General features: G+C 59.3%; 3 protein-coding genes. All 3 read right to left on the bottom strand.

Features of this window, described 5'->3' with window-relative positions; all coding sequences use genetic code 11:
• Positions 1-2: 2 nt before the first annotated feature.
• Positions 3-14,444, bottom strand: coding sequence for a hemagglutinin repeat-containing protein (locus J9870_RS07565; RefSeq protein WP_210643364.1), 14,442 nt, complete (start codon positions 14,442-14,444; stop codon positions 3-5).
• Positions 14,445-14,472: 28 nt separating this feature from the next.
• Entirely contained in the window at positions 14,473-16,179 is a 1,707-nt protein-coding gene (locus tag J9870_RS07560) for a ShlB/FhaC/HecB family hemolysin secretion/activation protein (RefSeq protein WP_210643363.1), read from the bottom strand.
• 333 nt (positions 16,180-16,512) lie between these two features.
• Positions 16,513-19,017, bottom strand: coding sequence for a glycoside hydrolase (locus J9870_RS07555; protein WP_210643362.1), 2,505 nt, complete (start codon positions 19,015-19,017; stop codon positions 16,513-16,515).
• Positions 19,018-19,114 lie beyond the last annotated feature (97 nt).

Raw genomic sequence — 19,114 nt, 5'->3', positions numbered from 1 at the left:
CATTACTTCCTATCTCTAATTAGGATATTTTTTACTTCAGGAAGATGCTGCCCCCCTTGTTTGTTAAGCAGAAACTGTTGAGACTTGCTTGCGTCCGGACCAATCATTTTAAGCCAACCCTCTTTCCCACCTTGCAACAAAGAATTACTTGGCACATCAAACTCAACATACACTGCCCCCTTCGACGCAGCGCCTTTAAAATCCAGAGCCCCATTAATAGAAATAAAGGTTTGCCCTCCACCACCTTGGACCACTCTACCCGTATCCTTCATTTGTGCCAACTCGGTAGGAGACATCCACCTTCCCACACGAATCTCACTGACACCATTAATGACTTTTGTTTCGCCAAGTTTTAACGGAATGTCGGCTGTCGCCTTTACTCCACCAGTGTAAACAGAACCTAACACCCCCCACGCACTCAATAGGCCCTGTATACCCCATACCACCCGCTCGCTACTTGTAGCCGTTTCCCCCGTAACGGGATTCGAGCCTCCTGCGAACATATAAAAGGAGCACCCTACACCCGCCGGGCTAGCCCCACCACAACCAGCCGTGAACAGTTCATTGGAAAGCCCCTGAAGCTGAGCCTTTACAGCCGCCTCATTCAACTCATTCCTTGCCTTTCCTCCTGTCGCTTGTTCAAACGAAGCAGGTTGCAGAACCCACTCCTCACCTTGATCCGTTATGATCGACTGGTCAGTGGCGACACAATAGCCATTTGGTGAGGTAGCGCAGGAAACTACATCGCCAGGGTTGGTTGTGAAAATAAAGGCACGCGTGAAATCTCCATCCTCTGCAATCCGTTCATCCTTGAGAACGCTAAAGCCCTTGGTCATAAGATCCGCGATGTCTTTGGACAATCCTTGACAATCGCTCGACGTAGAGCCTTGGCACGACGCCTGGTACTCTCTCTGCATCGCCGTTAGCGAAAGCCTTTCTATATCGCTCAGATGATTGTTTTCAACAGCATTTTTAGCCGTGCCAGCTCCAAGCGCAGCGTTAAACGCGTCGCCTCCAGCAAGCGCACCAGATAACCCACCAGCCAAAGTCGATAGCGCCGCGACTGTTTGTTTTTCCGCTTCGGTCAGTTGATCGCTGGACTTGCCCGGGTAGAGCTGGCTAGCTATCAGCTCACCAGCAGTAGCCCCCGCAGCACCGGCCAGCGCCGAACCTCCTTGCGCTTTTGCCAGAACGGCACCCAGTAAGGCATGCGCCATCAGGTTGGCTGCGTCGTCTCCTTCTGTCAGCTGTTTAACGGCTTGAGCCAGATAAGGCGCCGCCCCGCCTCCCACGGCAGCTCCAATGTCTCCGGTAAGGATGCCCTGGACGATTCCGGCAACCGCCTGGCTGGCCTTCTGGAAACTGCTGCCAGTGCCGAAATCGCGCTGAACCTGTTGGCTGATTTGCTCTGGAGTTGGATTAACCACACCACTATCGTTCAGCTTCTCCCGTGCAACCTTGTATGCCTCACTGTCCGAATTTTGAGCCTCCTTGATTTTTGCGGCGGCAACGGCACTGCTAATCCCTTTTACCAACTCTACCGAGCTCTTCACCAGCTCGATGCGCTCATTCATTGCGTCTTCGTCAGGCTTATCCAGATGCTCGTTTGCATTCTTCGTATCGCGATTCAAGCCGACAGTATCCTGAGCACCCTCCGAGTTGCGGACTATGATCGTGCCTTCACTCACTGCACTACGTGTGTGGCTCTTGTCGGATTCGCTTAGAGCAATGCCGTACAAACCACCCACCGAGGCGCTCGCCCCAGCACCACCGTAACTGCCCGAGATGCTGATACCTGCGGACTGAGCCTCGATTTCACTGACGTTCTTGATGTCGCGCGCGATGAGTCGGTCGGTGATCAGCGTGTTTTTATCCGCCGAGGCGTCGCTGGCAATCACACCGCCTTCAAGGGTAGTGGTCTTACCGACATCAACGGTGTAGCCACCGGTACCTGCGAACAGGCCGGTTTGCTCGGTGACGCCTTTGTATTCGCTATTCATCTTGCCGGCAGCCAAGTTGGCTGAGGCCGCTACGGTCGTGCCGTAGCAGAACGGTGGAACGCAAATGCTTGCGCCGAAACCGCCGCTGCTTTGCTTGCTTTTCTGGTCCTGGGTGTCCTGACGGGAAATGATGTTGAGGTTGCCGTCGATCAGCGCGTTGATTTCATCAGCATGAACCTGAGCACCCGCCAGCGTGGTGTCGCCGCCGCTACGCAACAGCAGCGAACCGGTATCGACCGTCGTGTTGACCTGCGTGACGGAACTGCCGTTACCCATGCCTTTTGCAAGCTGGGCACCGAGGTCCAGGGTGAAGCCGTTTTGCTGGCCGATGTTGAAGCTGGCACCGATAACGGTTTTGTTGTTGCTGTTGCGGTTGGACCAGTCAGCGGTGTTCTGCGCACTTTCCAGAATGATGTCGTTGCTGGCAAGCAACGACGTGTTGGCCGCTTTGATGCTGCTGCCGATGACATGTAAATCACCATCGTTTTGCGCCGCGTTGCCATTGGCAATGATGGATAAAGTGGTGCCTGCGTTGAGCGTGCTCTGCTTGGCGGTTTGGCTGGCGTAGTCGCTGGTACTTTTGCTGTGGGTATTAGCCAGCTCGGTGCCAATTTTGATCAACGAACCATTACTGGCGGTGCCGCCCTGCTTGTCGGCGAAGCCGGTTTTCTGATCATTGGCGTCCGATGCCATCCCGCCGAGGTTGTAGGCCGCCAGCGCCGCCTGGGCCAGTTTCACGGCTTTGAGCCGAGGGTCATCGGCGTCCTTCGCGGCTTCGACCGACGAGCGAATGGTGTTGACCGTGTCGATGATCGCACCACCGACGACGCGTCCCACGGCCAAGCTGTTGGATTTATCGACGGTGCTTTGCGCCGCTGTTTCCATGCCCGCAGCGATGGTGACGTTCGAGCCGCGAAGGCTCATGTCCTTGGTGCTGACCAGATCGCTGGCGATGACATTGAGGTCCCCGCCGGCAACAAGACTGACATTGCCTTTGCTGGAGCCGATGGTGCTGCCGGTCAGAGTGGTTTGTGATGCCGTGCCGTTGTGTTTCTGGTTACTGATCGACAGATGCTGGTTGCCAGTGATGTCGTCGAGGCCTAGGTTGTTGCCCGTCAATACGCCCGTCAGGTCCCGATTCTTCTCCTTGTGCATTTGGGTACGGGAGAAAGTGTTCTCTGCCGCGTCGATGGTCAGGTCACGTCCCGCGCGTACAGCCAAGTCGTTGGTGCTGACCAATGCCGAGCCGGTGACGGTAGCATCGCGTTTGGCGCTGACGGCGATGGTGTCGCCCGAGATCAGGCTGCCTACAGCGGTTGTCTGAGTTTCGGCCAACTGATCCTTGACCTTGCTCGACTTCAAACCGCCCCAACTGCTTTTGCTCTTGCTGCGTTCGTGGCGAGCGTTCTCGGAGTCGGTAACGGCAACAATTTCCACATCATTGCCAGCTCCCAGGCCGACACTGCCTTTTTCGGAAGTGACGTTGCTGCCTTTGATCAACAGATCGTTGCCGGCGGTCAGCACGTTATTGCCCCCGGAGGTGACCGAGCTGGCAACGTTGGTAACAGAGCTTGTTTCGTCGAGACGGAATTTCTTCCCGGAAGAAGACTTCTTGGTCTTGCTATAGAAGCTGTAATCCGAATCCTCAGCCGATTGCAGCATCAGGTTCGCGCCAGCCACCAGGTAAGCCTCATCCCCAGCACTCACCCGACTGGCAATCAGCCCCAAATCCTTCCCGGCACTCAGCGCCACATTTCCACCCGCCGTTACGCTGGTGGAAACCTGGCTCACGTGATCTTCCTGAGCCGTAACCTTCTTGCTCTTGCCATACATGTGCTGTTCATCAGCCGCCGACGCCAGGGTCAAATCCCCGATAGCGCTCATGCTGACGTCACGCTTGGCATCGATCTGGCTGGCAACCGCTGTCAGATCACGCCCAGCCTTCGCCGTCAGGTCACGGCCTATGTCCAAACTGGAGCCGTATTGCTTGATGTCTTCGTCGCGATGCGCGCCGCGAGTGCCACTGGCAATGCGTTCGGCCGAGGTGAGATTGATGTCGCGGGTGGCGTTGAGGGTGGTGTCGGCACCGCTTTTCAACACACCGCCGACGTTGTTGATGTCACGCCCGGCGCTGAGGGTCAGGTTGTTGGCGGCTTCGATGCGGGCGGCGCTGTCGATGAAGTCAGTGCGTTCGCTGCGGTAGCCGCTGTCGCTTTCGTGGGTGGTCACGGTGCGCTCGTTGATCACATCACCCTTCGTCGCGGTGAGCGTCACGTCGCGCCCGGCGATGACGCCACCGGCCTTGTTGACAAGGTTGTTGCCCGCCAGCAGATCGAGACGGTTGCTCGCTTCGACCAGACCGCTGTTGACCAGGTCATTGGTGGCCGTCGCGGACAGGTTGTTGCTGGCGCGCAGGGTGCCGGCGTTGTTCAAGTCCTTGCCGGCGATCAGGGTCACGTCGCTGCCCTGGATCAGCGCGCCATTGGCGGCCAGACGGTTGTTGGCGTTAGCCAGGTACAGCACCGGCACCAGGACTTGCTCGCCGTTGACCTCGACGTTTTCCATCCAGACGATGTCGTGGGTCAGGGCCGCGACTTGTTCAGAGGTGAGGGATACGCCGACGCTGAGGTTGAGTTCGTTCTTGCTGACGACGGCGTTGTTCATCAGGTACCTGAACATGTCCTCGTTGGAGGTCTGGCCGTCGATGAAGCGTTGGCCGGTGCGGGCGACCACGGCTTGCTGGATCAGCGTCTGCTCGTACAAACCATCGCCCAGACGCTTGGCGCTGGTGTCGGGGTCGTAGCCGAGGTTTTTCAGCAGGTAGTCCGAACTCATGAATTGCCTGAGGTCGGTGAGCACCGGGTTGGTTTCGATCAGGTATTTCTGGGGTTTGGACTGGCTGGCGTTGCTCGGCAGGCCTTGAACCCGTGCGATGGTCTGGCTGCCTGGCGCGGTCATTTGTGTGACGACGGTCGACGGGTTGGTAGTGCCCGAAGAAGCGGGCAGTAGGCCAACCACGGTAGGTTGTCCTGCGAGGTTCGAGCCGCTCACGCCGCCAACAACGGTGGCACCAGCAGCGTCCGGGGTATGCCCCGGTACGCTGATGCCGTTGGCGCCCGCGTCGACGGGTGCGCTGACGCTGACGGTCGAGGCGTTGCCGTCGATACCCGTAGTTGGGCGGACGTCGGCGATCACTTGACGGCTGGCCGCCGAAACCTGGGGACCAGTGCCCAGTTGGATGTCCCGGGCCTGGACGTCGGGCACGCTCTGGTTGCGTTGAGTCTGGGCAACGCTGGCGCCGGTGAAAGTCCAGCTTGGCGCAGCTACGTTGGCCTGAGTGACCTGGGTGCCACTGCTGCCCTGACCACTCAGGCGGAACAGGCCGTTCTGGCCGCTGGGTAAGCTGAAGCCAGGTAACGCGACCGGGTTGACCTGCTGCTGAGCCAGGTTGGGCGGCAGTTGCTGGTTCAGGGTGATACGCGTGGAGTATTGGCTGCCCGCCGCACCTGTGCCAGTACGCGGGCCACTGCCGACGTAGGTGTAGCCGGGACGCACGACGCTGTTGTCGATGTTGTTCTGGGTGTTGATATTGACGGCGCCACCGGCCTGGATCACAGCTGCATAGCTTTGGTCGCCGCCGGCGAGCTTGGTGGTTTTGCCCAGGGCCAGTTCGGATTCGGTCATGCCGATGAAACTGGCGAGACCGGCTTCCAGGCCGCTGAGGTTATTAACGTTGTAGCCGGCGCTTTCGAACCAGAATTGGTTGGTGAAATTGTCGGCAGCGTTGTACCAAGCGCCGGCATTGCTCACTCGCTCGGAAAGGAACACCCGCGTGCTTTCCGTTTCGCCGGTCTCAATACCGCTGTTGGTCAGATTACCCAGCGATGCGGTCAGGTTGCCACCGCTGGCGATGGTGCTGCTCTGGTTCAGCAAATTGCCGCCGTTTAGCGTCAGATTGCCGCCCGCCGTGATGCTGGAGGCGGCGCTGGCCGCGGTGACTTCGGTTTTCTCGCGCTGCAACAGCTCCCAGACGTGGTTCCGCTTACCGCTGCAGTCCCCGGCGTTGTATCCCTCGATACAGGCAATTTCGTAGATTTTTGCCGTATAGATACCGCTGCTGCCAGTGGTCAGTAGCGTGCGGATGTTCTGGATGGTGCTAGCGGCAAGGCTAATGCTGCCGTCGCTTTGAATCGAGCTCGAGCTGTTGACGATACTGCTCGCCAGCGCGCCCTGGCCGTTACGGTCAACGCTGAGGTTGCCCAGGCTGTAGATGTTGGCGCTGAGGTTGTTCAGCGTGTTGACCCGCAAGCCCATGTCACCGCCGCTGAAGATCAACCCTTGATTGTTCACCAACGCACCGGTGGTGACGGTCAGCGCCTGACCGCTGCCCAACGTCCCCAGGTTGTTGACCCCGCCGGCATTAACCGTCAGGTTCGCGGCCGAGGTCAGCCGACCAATATTGTCCAACTGGCCGCTGACATTGACGGTGGTATTGCCACCGCCGGCGATGCTGGAATTGATGTTGTTAAGGCTGACCTGCGCGGCACTCAGGCCGAAGGTCCCCTGGCTGCTGAGGCGACCGGCGCCCCAGTAGGCACCGCTCAGACCTACGTTGAGGCTGCCGTTACTGGCGACCAGACCTTCGTTGAACCAGTTGACACCACTCCCGCTGAAACTGTCGGAGGCCAGCAACTGGCCGCTGGCGGTCTGGGTGAAGTTGTTGACGTTGACGGTCAGCCGACCGGCCTGGATCACGCCACTATTGGTCCAGCTATCGGTGCCGATGGTCAGGCCGCCACGGGTGACCAGGGTGCCGCCGGCGCCGATGAGGTTCGCAGTGGTGATGTCGAAGGTGCCAGTACCCACGTGCAGCAGACTACCGCCGGTGTTGAGGAAGCTGGCGGCGCCCAGGGTCAGGTCGCTGTTGGCGGTTTCCAGGGTGCCGTTGCGGTTATCGAACAACCCACCAATCTGGAAGTTGGTCTTGCCAGCGCTACCCAACGCACGCAACTGCCCGGTCTGGTTGTCGAGGCTCGCCGCCTTGATCGCCAAGGTGCTGTCACTCTCAATAATGCCCAGGCGGTTATTCAGCGCGCCGGTCAGGTCCAGGTCGATCTGGCTGCCGGCAATCTGACCATCGTTGTCGCCACTGTTATCAAAGTCGTTACCGGTGACATTGACCTTGCCCTTGGCGTACAGGCCGCCGTTGCGGTTGTCGAAGTTGCGGGTGACGACGATGGCATCGCCGCTTTGTGCGGAAATGCGTCCGCCGTAGTTGTCGATTCCACCCCGTGCGGTCAGGTCCAGGCGCTGAGCCTGGGTGATGCCGCCTTGGCGGTTGTTATTGAGGTCGTAGCCGTTTTTCAGCACGCCGGTCAGTTGCGTGGAGAGCAAGCCTTGCAGGCTGGCGAGCACGCCGCCACGGTTATCGAAATGGCGACCCGTTACGGTCACATCGCCGCCCTTGGCTTGGATTCGACCGCTCTGGTTATCGATGTCCGCATCGACGGTGAGTTTCAAATCCCCTTGGCTTTGCACCACCCCCTTGCCGTTGGTAAGGCTGGCCGAGTCGATTTGCACGCCGCTGTTCTGGCTGTAGATCAGGCCATCGGCGTCGTTCTGGACTGCGCCGGAGGTGTTCAAGACCAACAAATCATTGGCCGCTACGGTGCCGCGATTGCGGTTGTCCAGGCCATCGGTGAGCAAGGTCAACAAGCCCTGGCTAGCGATCTGGCCGCCCTGGTTATTGATTTGCGTAGCCCGTTCGACCCGCAGCGGGCCAACGCTGGCGATCTTGCCGTTGGTGTTGGTCAGGGCGCCGAGCAGGTCCAGGGTCACGGCGGCATTGCCGATCAGGTTGCCGCCGCTGTTGTCCAGGGAGGTGCCGGTGTAGCTCAGGGCTTTTTGTGCGTTGACGGTGCCGCCGGCGTTGCCCAGGGTCATGGCCTTCATGACCAGAATCGTGCCGCTGTCGATCAAGCCGCCTTGGGCGTTGTTCAGCAGACCGCCGGTGACGGTCAGGGTCTGATCGCTGCCGCTGGACAGAATCCCGCCGCTGCTGTTGTCCAGGCTGGCGGCGCTGACGGTGAGTTTTTTCTGGCCGGCCAGCGCACCGGCACCACTGTTGAGCAGTGCCCCGCTGAGGGTGACGCCGACGTCTCCATCGCGGCTGGAGAGCGTACCGTTGTTACGGTTGTCGAGACTGGTGCCGCTGACGTCCAGCCCCTGCCAACCGGAGATCAAGCCGTTCTGGTTGAGCAGGTTGGTGGCGTTTAGGCTGAGCAAGTGACTGCTGATCAGCTTGCCGCCGGTGTTGTCGAGGGTGCGTCCGGCCAGGGTGAAGCTCTGGCTGCTGGAGATTTCACCGCTGCGGTTATTGAGGTCGCGTAACCGGCTGATGGTCAGCGGTCCTTTGGCAGTCAGCAAACCGTTGCTGTTGTTCAGGTCACCACCGCTCAGGTCAAGCGAGATGCCGGCATTGCCGAGCAGGCGTCCGCCGTTCTGGGTCAATGCACTCAGGTTCAGGCCGATATCGCCTTTGGCCGACACCTCGCCGCCGTTGCTGGAGTCCAGGCTCTTGGCGGTCAGGCCCAACGTACCCTGACTGTTGATCAGCCCCTTACCGCTATTGTCCAGGGCTGTCGCATTGAGCGTCAGATCAGTGACGGCGAGCACCTGGCCGCCCTGGTTGTCGAGATCGGCGGAGCGGATGTCGAGCGCCTGCGCCGCATTGATCAGGCCATCGCTCTTGTTGGTCAACACACCGTCGACCTTGAGCAATAGATCGCCACGGCTGTTCAGGATGCCGGCGCTGTTATCCAGGGTGCCGGCTTCGACATCCAGGCTGGCAGCGGCAATCAGGCCCTTGACGTTGTTCAGTGCCTGGGCGATGCGCAGCGTAATGCCCTGGTTGCCCAGCACCTTGCCGTTGCTGTTGTCGAGTTTGTCCGCTGTCAGGGTGAAGGCTTGGGCACTGGAAATTTCACCGTCCTGGTTGATGACTTCCGTGAGGTTTTTCAGCACCAGGATCGGCGCATTGATCAGGCCATTGCGATTGTTCAACTGGCCGTTGTGCAGGTCCAGGTTCAGGCGGGTACCGCTGAACAAGCGACCGCCCTGCTGATCCAGGCCTGTGACATTGGCGGTCAAGGCACCGGTACTGCCGATCCGGCCGTTGTCCTGGTTGATGACCTTGCCCGCGTCGAGATTCAAGGTGCTGGCGCTGTTCAGTTGTCCGCCATGGCTGTTGTCGAACTGGCCGGTGGTGACGCTCGTGGCCCCCTTGCCACTAATGCGGCCCTGTTGTTGGTTATCGAGGCTGGCGCTATGCAGGTCCAGGTCGGCATCGGTGATCAGTTGCCCACCCCGGTTGCTGATCGCCCCAACGCTGTTCACGCTCAAGGTGCCGGCGCTGGACAGGCTGCCCGCCGTGTTGATCAGGCTACCCGCGCGAATGCCGAGTGAGCCTTCGCTGCTGAACAGACCCAGGCTGTTGTCCAGCGTAGCGCTGAGGTTGACATCGATGCCCTGCGCGCTGAGCACGGCGCCGGAGGTGTTATCCAATCCAGTGCCGATCACGCTCAAACCGGCCTTGCCCGAGAGCAGGCCTTTGTTGCGGTTGATGATTTGATCGACCTTCAGCGCCAGTGTGTCCTGGCCGAGGATTTGCCCGCTGTCGCTGTTGTCCAGCTGTTTGCCCACCAGGCTCAAGGCGCCTTGGCTGGACAGTTCACCGCCACGGTTGTCGACGTAGCCGACTTTGATGTCCAGTGCGCCGGTCGCACCGACCAGGCCATTGGCGCGGTTGTCCAAGCTATTGCCGACCAGGCTCAGCTTGCCTTGCGCGATCAATTGCCCGCCTTGCTGCTGCAAGCTGCCAACGGTCGCGGTTACGGCTTTTTTACCGGCGATCTGACCCTGGCTGTTGTCCGCCGTGGCGGCATTGAGCAGTAGATTGCCGTCGGCGACCACGGTGCCCTGATGGTTGGTGAAACCGTTGTCGACTTCCAGGTTCAGTGCATCGCGACTGCTGATCAAGCCGCTGGTGTTGTCCAGACTGGCGCTGCGGGCATTCAGCGCAGCGGCGGAAATGATGCCCTTGACGTTGCTCATCGCCTGCGTCACGCGTAACGTCAGGGCCTGATCGCTGAGCAGCTTGCCGCCGCTGTTATCGAGTGTCCGGGCATCAATAGTAAAGGCCTGGGCACTGGAAATTTCGCCATTCTGGTTGACGACGCCGTCGAGATTTTTCAGCAACAGCGCGCCGGGGGCATTGATCAGGCCGCGTTGGTTGTTCAACTGGCCGTGATTCAGATCCAGGCTCAATGCCGTGTTACTGAACAGCTCGCCACCCTGCTGGTCGAGGCCCGTGACCGAGGCAGTCAGGGCCATGGCGCTGGCAATACGCCCGGCGTCCTGGTTGGTCACTTGGGTTGCGGTCAAGTCCAAGGTGTTGGCACTGGTCAGGCGACCGCCGTGACTGTTGTCGAAGGCGCCGGTGGTGACCCGCGTTGCGCCCTTGCCGAACAGCACCCCGCCGTTCTGATTATCGAGGGTGGCGCTGTTGAGGGTCAGACCCGCGTCGGTATTGATCGAGCCTCCCCGATTATTCAGCGCCCCAGCGGCGGTCACCTTCAGCGCGGCCGCGCTGGACAGGCTGCCCTTGGCGTTGTTCAGGCTGTCGGCATCTAGAGTCAGGGTTCCTTCGCTGCTGAGCAGACCGTCGCGGTTATCCAAATCGGCCGTCAGTTTGAGCAGCAGGTCATTTTTGCTGGCGAGCGTGCCCCCACCATTGTCCAGACGCGCGCCGGTCAGGTTGAGGGTGGTGCCAAACAGCAGGCCCTTGTTCTGATTGATCAGGCGCGCAACTTTGAGTCCCAGCGCGGTGCCCGCCAGCATCTTGCCGCCGTCACTGTTGTTCAGTTGGTCGCCAGTGAGAGTGACATCGACCTGACTGGAGATTTCGCCCGCACGGTTGTCGATGCTACCGACATTGAGTTTCAGCGCTTTTGTCGCCCCGACCAAACCACCCTGGCTGTTATCCAGCGAGTCACCGGTCAATGTGAGCGTGCCTTGGGCGACCAGTTCGCCGCCCCGCTGGGCCAGCGCATCAACGTTGGCGACCAGGTCACTTTGGCTGGCAATACGTCCGGCGTTATTGAGCACGACACCGGCTTGCAACTGCACCAACCCCACGGCGCTAAGCAAGCCGCCCTGGTTATCCAGACGTTGACCGGTGAAACCGATGCCGGCCTTGCTGGTGAGCAAACCTTGCTGGCGGTTATCCATCTGATCGATGAAAAGTTGCAGGTCCTTGTCGGCGCGAATGACACCGCCACGGTTGTCCGTCGTGGTCGTGCGCAACGTCAGCAGATTCTGCCCCGAGAGACGACCTCCGCGGTTGTCCAGGCTCAGGCCTTGCACGTTCATCAAGCCCTTGGCCAACAGACTGCCGCCGCCCTGATTATTCAGTAGCCCGTCGAGGCTGACGTCGAGGTTGCCGTCCGTCACCAGGCTGCCTGCCTGACGGTTGTCCAGGCTCGCGGCCCTGACGCTCAAGCCTTGTCCGGCCCCCAGCGTGCCGGCCTGGTTATCCAGGCTGCCGCTGATGGTCAGGTTCAGGCGTTGATCGGCGGTGATCTGGCCGCCGCCATTGCCCAGGGTCATGGCGCTGATGGTGCTGTTACCGGCGCTGGACAACTCGCCATTGCCGTTGAGCAGCGCCCCGCTCAGTTGCAGGGTCAAGTCAGCATCGCTGCTGAGGCTGGCGTCGGTGTTGTCCAACTGAGCCGCGCGCAGGTCAATACCGTTGGCGGAGATCAAACCCCTGACGTTGGTCAGCGCCCGATCGATGCGCACGGTCAACGCTTGATCGCTGACCAGTTTTCCGTCGCTATTGTCGAAACTTTTCGCGGCCACGGTGAAGGCCTTGGCACTGGAGATTTCACCGCCCTGGTTGCCGACGGTGTTGAGGTTTTTCAGCAGCAGTTGACCCGGTGCCGTGATCAAACCGCCCTGGTTGTTCAACTGACCGTTATTCAGGTCCAGGCTGACATCGCTGCTGCTGAAGAACCGGCCGCCGGCATGCTGATCGAGGCCGGTGACCGACGCGGTCAACGCCATAGCGCTGGCGATGCGGCCGGCGCCGCTGTTGTCTACCTGGCTCGCCGTGAGCTGGAGCGTGCCGGTACTGCTCAGTTGGCCACCTTGCTGGTTGGCAAAGGCCCCCGTCTTGAGCACCACACCATCGCCAGCGATACGACCCTGCTGGCTGTTGTCGAGACTGCCGCTGGTCAAGGTCAGCCCAGCGTCGGTGAGCAGGCTACCGCCCTGGTTGGATAGAGCCGCGGCGCTGGTGACGGTCAATCCGCCGATGCTGGAAATACTGCCGCCATTGTTGCCCAGGCTTGCGGCCCGCGCAGTGAGTGTGCCGTCCCCGCGCAGCGTGCCTTGGGTGTTATTCAGTTGATTGACCACGGCCAGGTTGAGGTTGCGCTTGGCATACACACTGCCCGCGTCGCCGTTATCCAATTGTCCGGCATTGAGCTGCACATCGCGCTGCCCGGCAATCACACCTTTTTGCCGGTTGTCGAGGCGCTCGAGTGACAGCGTGATGTCGCCGTTGGCCAGGATGCGGCCATTGCCGCTGTTATCCGCCTGGCTGGCGCTTGCCGTCAGGTTGCCGAGGCTGGAGATTTCACCGTTGCGGTTATCCAACGTTGCGCTGGTCAGCAGCAAATTGCCGCCTGAATTGAAGAGCCCGGCCTGGTTCAGCAATTGCCCGGCGATCTGGGCAGTGAGCGCGCCAGCACTGAGCACTTTGCCTTGCTGGCTGTTATCTAGCGCACCCGCACTGAGCTGCAAGTCTCGCTGGGTAACAATTCGCCCGCCTCGATTGTTCACCTGACCACTGGCGTTGATATCGAGCATCTGCCCCGCCGCGACCAAACCCGCCACGTTATCCAAAGACGCAACGCGCAACTTAACGTTACTCAAGCTGTTGAGTTCGCCGCTGCTGTTGTTCAGTTGCCCGACATTGGCCGTGAGGTTGCCATTGCTGCTGACCAGGCCCTGAGCGTTGATGAGCTTATCGGCGGTGACATCCAGGGTGCCGCTGCTCAACACCCGTCCCTTGCTCTGATTGTCCAGGGTCGCGGCTTTTACCGTGCCGGTTTGTCCAGCGCTCAAGGTCCCGCCCTGGTTGCTCAACGTCTGTGCAACATTGGCCGTCAGGTTGCGGCTGGCAATAACGCTGCCGCTGTTACCGAGGTTCTGCGCCGTCAGGCTCACATCACCGGTTGCGTTACGGGTGTTATCAGCCTTGACCCCGGCTTCGATGATGCCGTTGTTGCTCAACTGCCCACCCGCATTCAGGGTAATGCTGTCCCGCGCCGCGAGGGTTTGCTGGTTAGTCAGATTGCCCTGGGTCTGGGCGCTCAAGGTCGTGCCGGCATAGACCGGTCCTTGGGCATCGAGGCTCACTGCTTTGACATCGACCGCGCCGCTGGCCGAGGTATCAACCATGCTCAAGTGACCATTGGCATCGAGCTGGATATCACCACCACTGGCAATCAGTTTGCCGTCCAGCTTCACCCCGACGCCGGCCTCGGTGCCCACCAGTTTGATGGCGCCTGCGTACATGCCGCCCAGGGCCGAGGAGTCGATGGCCAGTTGTGGTTTGGCACTGCCGTCGTCGGCGCGGGCGGTGGCGTTGAGGGTGTCGGCGTTGACGTCGTTGCGCCCAGCCACGATGGTCAGGTTTTTCGCCTGGATCTCGGCGTTGATCTTGGCGCTGCGGGTGATGATTTCGAAGTGGTCGACGTTGTTGGCGTTGAGGCCTGCGCCTTCGATGGCGACGCGGCCTTGGTCCACTTGGTAGCGGTTCAGTTGGCCGTTTTCCACCACCGGTTTGCCGGTGCTCAGGGTCACCTTCGGGCTGTTGATAAAGCCGCAGCCGTTGCAGGTAATACCGTAAGGGTTGGCGACGATAACGTGGGCCGACTGCCCCGCCACTTCGGTGTAGCCGCGCAGCTGGCTGGGGTTACCGCCGTTGACTTCGTTGAGGATGGTGGTGGCGGCCGCGCCATTGAGGTTCGGGTTACCGAGGATGATCCCGCCCAGTTGCGTGGACTGGGTGCGGGCGGTGGCGTTGTTGAGGATCACGCCGTTGCTGCCGACGTTGTAGTCCTTGAACTGGTTATGGGAAAGACCGTTGCCATTGGGTTTGGCGATATTGACGATGGGCACGCCGTTGCCCGCCCGGTCGAGGCCGGTGCCCGGTGCACTGACCACGATGCCGTCGGCCTGGGCCCACATCGGTTGCCAGAACATGACGTTGGCCAACAGGAATGCCAGGCCGCGCTTGGGCATGCCCCAGAACTGCTCGCGGGGTTGCAGGGCAGCAGAGGGTTGGCGGGCCAGGAAAGTGTATTGGCGATCGTCCATGTTCAGGTCTCGTTGCAGCAGAATTTGTTTAAAGGAGTACATCCACGCGGAAGTAGATCGGCGCTTCGCGCTCGGTCAGGGCATCCGGACGTTCCAGGGAGTGGGCGAAGGTGACGCTGGCGTTCAGGTGTTGGCTGCGGGCGAACAGCTCCAGCGAGTTGCTCGACATGCGCCCATGCTGGTCGCCGTTGTAGCGATCACCACGAATCACGCCCTGGTCATAGCCGAGGCTGCTGCCGTATTCGGTGAACACCGGGCGTAGCCACTCCAGGGTCACCGGGCGGCTCCAGCGCAGGTCGTTGCGCCAGTAGCCACCGCTGTCGCCGGACAGCGATTGGTCCTTGTAGCCGCGAATCGACGATTGACCACCCAGGCTCATGCGCTGCGGACTGAACAACACGTCCTCGCTGCGTTGGCCGGTCATCAGGCTGCTGAAGCTGAACGATTCGCCCCACACCTGGAACGGTTGCAGGTAGCTGAGGGTGGCGGTGTATTTGCGGTAACGGGCATCGGCCTGGCCGGGCCCCGGATCGTTGTCACCCTGGGCATCGAAGGCACCGATGCCTTGCTGCAGGCCCAGGTCCAGGTTGACGAAGGCATTGCCGATGCGCCGGCCATGGTTGATGCCGAACTGCGCTTCGCTGAGGCGATTGCTGCTCACTGCCAGCTTGCTGTCTTCGATGAAGTTGTTGGTGCGCAGGTACGCCAGGCCGGTGTTGAGGGAAGTCTTGCTCAGGGCGTCGCGGTGGATCACCCGCTCGACCCGCAACTGATGGTTCTGGCTGTCGCCGGTCTGCTTGAAGTTGAAACCGTTGGCCGGGATCTGCGAGCGGTACTCGCTCTGGCTGTAGGTGTAACTGACGTTCCACCAGCCAAATGGCAGGTTGTAATAAAGCATGGCGTTGCGGGAGGTGTGCTGGTGGTCGGTCATCGCGTCGTGACCACCGCGCAACATCAACTGGTCGGCCAGGCCCAGCGGGCTATCCCATTCGAAACTGGTACCCCACTGTTGCTCGCCCGTGCTGCGCTGGCCGTCGTTGCTGCGCGACAGTCCGGCACGCCAGGGCTTTTGTGGATCATTAGTCACACGGACTTCACTGCCGCCGACATTCTGCCCGGGAGTCAGCTCCATCTTGGCCTGATTCGACGGCAGGCGATTGAGCTGATCGACCATCTGCTCGATCTCCCGCAGGTTGACCAGGTCGCCGGTCTTGCCAGGAAAGGCCATCGCCAACTCGAGGTCCGACAACTTACTGTTCTCGGCCCCCTTCAGGCCTTCGAGCCGCCCTTCCACCACCAATACGCTCAAATGCCCGCCGGACAAATCCTGCTGCGGTAAATAAGCACGACTGGTGACCAGCCCCTTTTCGATGTAGTGGTCGGTAATGACTTTGAGCAGTTCGTTGAGCTGCGGCACACCCAGGCATTGGCCAATGTAGGGCCTGAGCAGGTGCTCACGCTCACTGGCGGAAAGACTGTCAGCGCCCTTGAGTTCGACGGTCTTGATGGGGAAGCAACGGGTATCGACAGGTGCTGTCGGCAGGCTCGGCTTCGCCTCCCTGCCAGGCAGGTCCTTGAGCTCCTCCAGACGCCGACGCTGCTCTTCGAGCAAACGGTTCTGGCGCTCGCGGATCAGGTCCGTGTCGCCAGGGGTGGGGGCGGCGTGAGCCTGGGTGAGTGGAGAAACGCACAGCAAAGCCACGCACAACCTCGCCCAAAAGGCAGGTGAGGACATGTTCGATCCCTCGAGAGAAAGCGCCATCAAAATAGTGGCGCGATATTAGTTAGCCATCATTTTGACGTCAACTAAATGGATTTGGCTTTGAGGCTATTGCTGGAACCATTCGTCTGAAATCAGATCGCTCCGGTACGGAGGTACGAAAGGTCCCGAGGCATATCTGTAAACCTCCTACAAAACGTACCAGCAGCACTCGTCCACGGTTTCGCGCTTCAGCTGTAGCCCTCGTCCATCCCATAAAAAAACCGGACTCAAGGTCCGGTTTTTATCGAAAGGGCTATGGCGCCCGCCTCAGAAAGCGGGGTTTTCCTGCTTCGAAGAGGTTTACGACTACTTGTTTGCCTCCTCGACTGCCTCCGTATTCCGAGGACCAAACGAATATTTCAGGGCCCGTGCCTTCGAGGTCCGCGGATCAGGTAAACCTACGGTCTCTGGGCCCGCAAAGCCGGTGACACCTTTGCTGAGCGTGGGATTGATGGCATCGAACAGGAAACTGAAACCTTGTTTGAGCGAGCTCTGGGCGATGCCGTGACACCCCATGCAACCGCCCATGGTCAGGCTTTGAGTGCTGTGATCATAATCCGGCACCTTGATGTTCGGTTGGTTGCGCGCATTGGTCAGGGTGTTGTTATTCGGGATGGGGAATACGTTGCTCCCGCGAAACAGCTGGATTCCCGGCTGGCTGCTTTCGACCATGATATTGGCCAGGTAATAATCCGGGTCGGTTTGAGTGCTCGACGGGATGGCCTGCACCCCTTTGAGCTGATAGTGCTTCCAGACCGAATTATTGAATTCGCTGCTGCCGTCCATCAGCTGCTTGACCTGATTGTTCACCGCTGCAACTTCGGAATGCATGGTGAGCGGTTGCACGACCCGGATCGGGCCGGCCTGCCCTTCGGGGATCCCGTTACGGCCGGAGTAGACCGGCGGAATAAGGGCTGCGTTTGCGACATCGCCCGCCTTCGGCAGGGAAACCGTGTAGGTCTTGTTGCCGTCAGAGAAGGTGGCGGTCGGGGGATTGTTTATAGCGAAGCCGGGATAATCAATCTTGTTGTAGTTGGCGATGTAGTAGAGCCCGGTTGGTGATTTACCGTCGGCCAGCGTCAGGGCGTCCTCGTGCTCGAACGTGGCGAAGATGAAGGTCGGGTAGTTGGGCGTCTTATGGATGATATGCAAGGCGACCAGTGCGTAGTCTTCGTTTTGCGCCACAGGGTCACTGTCGAGGCCCTTATAAGTCACCACCGTCGCCGTATGGTAGCGCCCACGATTCTGTACCGGGATGTCTGCCAGCTTGCGCCATGTCGCCTTGACCTCCACCGCGCCGTCGGGCAGTACTACATGAGTATCCGGGAAGCTGCTCAGGCCTTTCGCATACTCGTAGACAACGGGGTTCGCCTTGGCCTCGAACAGGATCTGGCTGTCGTTTGAAGGGGCATAATCGCTCCCTTTCTTCGCCACATTTGGCGGATTGACCGGGAAGAAAATAGCGTTTTGTCCTATTTGGGTTGCTTCATCCAGGTTGTTGTAATGGTTAAAGGTGGCGCCTGGCGCCAAACGAATACCCTTGGGAAATTTGATATAGCTGTATTGCGGGTCAGAACCAAACGGGCGCGTCGGACCACCTGCGGTGTTTTTTTCTGGTCCCGCTGGAAACAACTCGGTGCGGTGGGCGAAGGTTTGCCACAACAAGGGGCTTGGAGATTGTGGCACCTTGCCCGAATCCGCAAAGCTGCTGGCAGGGTTACCGACGCCACGGTTGGCCGGCAACGGTGCCTTGGCCGTATTGTTCAGTGCGAAAAAGCTCCGCCAGGCGAAAGTGGCATAGTCGGTATGGCTGAGGCCTGTGGCCAGGTCCGACGGTAGTTGCGGGTTGCGTACGGTTAGATCGTTTTCGGTAATGCCGTAGGAAACGCCCACTACCGAGGAAAAGTTATCAGGCCCACTCGCGGCGAAATACGGACTCCAGTTAAGCCCATCGCTTGAGTAAAAAGTTTTTGTATAGTTGCTGACAAACACACGATCGTTGATCATCGTTGCACTGTTCAGGAAAAGTTTACTGCTTATGCCTTTCAGTTCTTGCCTCTCTCCCCATTGGCCGCCACGGTCGTAGGTGCGTGCGTACATGAGGCGATTTTCCAGCGTGTAATAGACCCATATTTTACCCTTATAGACGACAGGTACCACTTTGGTCAGAGGTGTGGCTGCGCTTTCCTGGAACGCTGGAGTCTCCCGGCTGAACAGAAGACCATCATTCGAAGTGACGTAATAAACAGCTTTAGCATTACCGTCGCCCTTGTGATAAAAAATGAATAATTGACCGTTATATATAACTGGGCTGTTAACGCCGGCCATAGGACTGGTATTGATAGTTTGAATATCGGTCCAACTGACGCCATCTACAGAGCTGGTGGTCTGCAGGCGCTGATGGGAATCGGCAAAGGTCAGCACCAGCTTCTGCTTAAATACAGTCACTGAAATATCACCCCCCCACCTGTAGCCATTCACTGGGATAGGTTTAGCAGAGGACCAGTTTTTCCCATCTGTCGAATGGGAAGAATAGATATACTCTGATTCATAATTATTGGACCAGAACATATAGATTTTCCCCTTGAACGACTGCACCGCGGGTATAAATCCCGCTGGGAGGCCGAACCCAACCTGGCCCGTCGAGGAAGGTATACCGTTTGAGGCGCCGGGGTTGTCAAAGAGATCGACTTTTATTCCCACACCTTGTTGGGGTGTGGCGATGATCAAACTCTCCGCATAGGCTGATGAGAGCGCAAATAAACCACACAGACACAACATCAGTGAACTGAATATCGTTCTAAGATTCATAGGTTTCATTCCTTTGAATTAACGGCTACCACAGGCCGTGGATACGTCCTGACAGGCATAGTTGTTCCATTGACTGGATGATCTGGAAGTCATTGAC

Source organism: Pseudomonas sp. Tri1, from assembly GCF_017968885.1.
Classification (GTDB): domain Bacteria; phylum Pseudomonadota; class Gammaproteobacteria; order Pseudomonadales; family Pseudomonadaceae; genus Aquipseudomonas.
The sequence above is the reverse complement of the archived record's forward strand: the minus strand, read 5'-3'. Positions and strand labels throughout refer to the sequence as shown.

Bases quoted from the DNA above. Each gene is read 5' to 3' on its own strand.
- J9870_RS07565 (WP_210643364.1), bottom strand. From the start codon at position 14,444: ATGGACGATCGCCAATACACTTTCCTGGCCCGCCAACCCTCTGCTGCC.
- J9870_RS07555 (WP_210643362.1), bottom strand. From the start codon at position 19,017: ATGAATCTTAGAACGATATTCAGTTCACTGATGTTGTGTCTGTGTGGT.
- J9870_RS07560 (WP_210643363.1), bottom strand. From the start codon at position 16,179: ATGTCCTCACCTGCCTTTTGGGCGAGGTTGTGCGTGGCTTTGCTGTGC.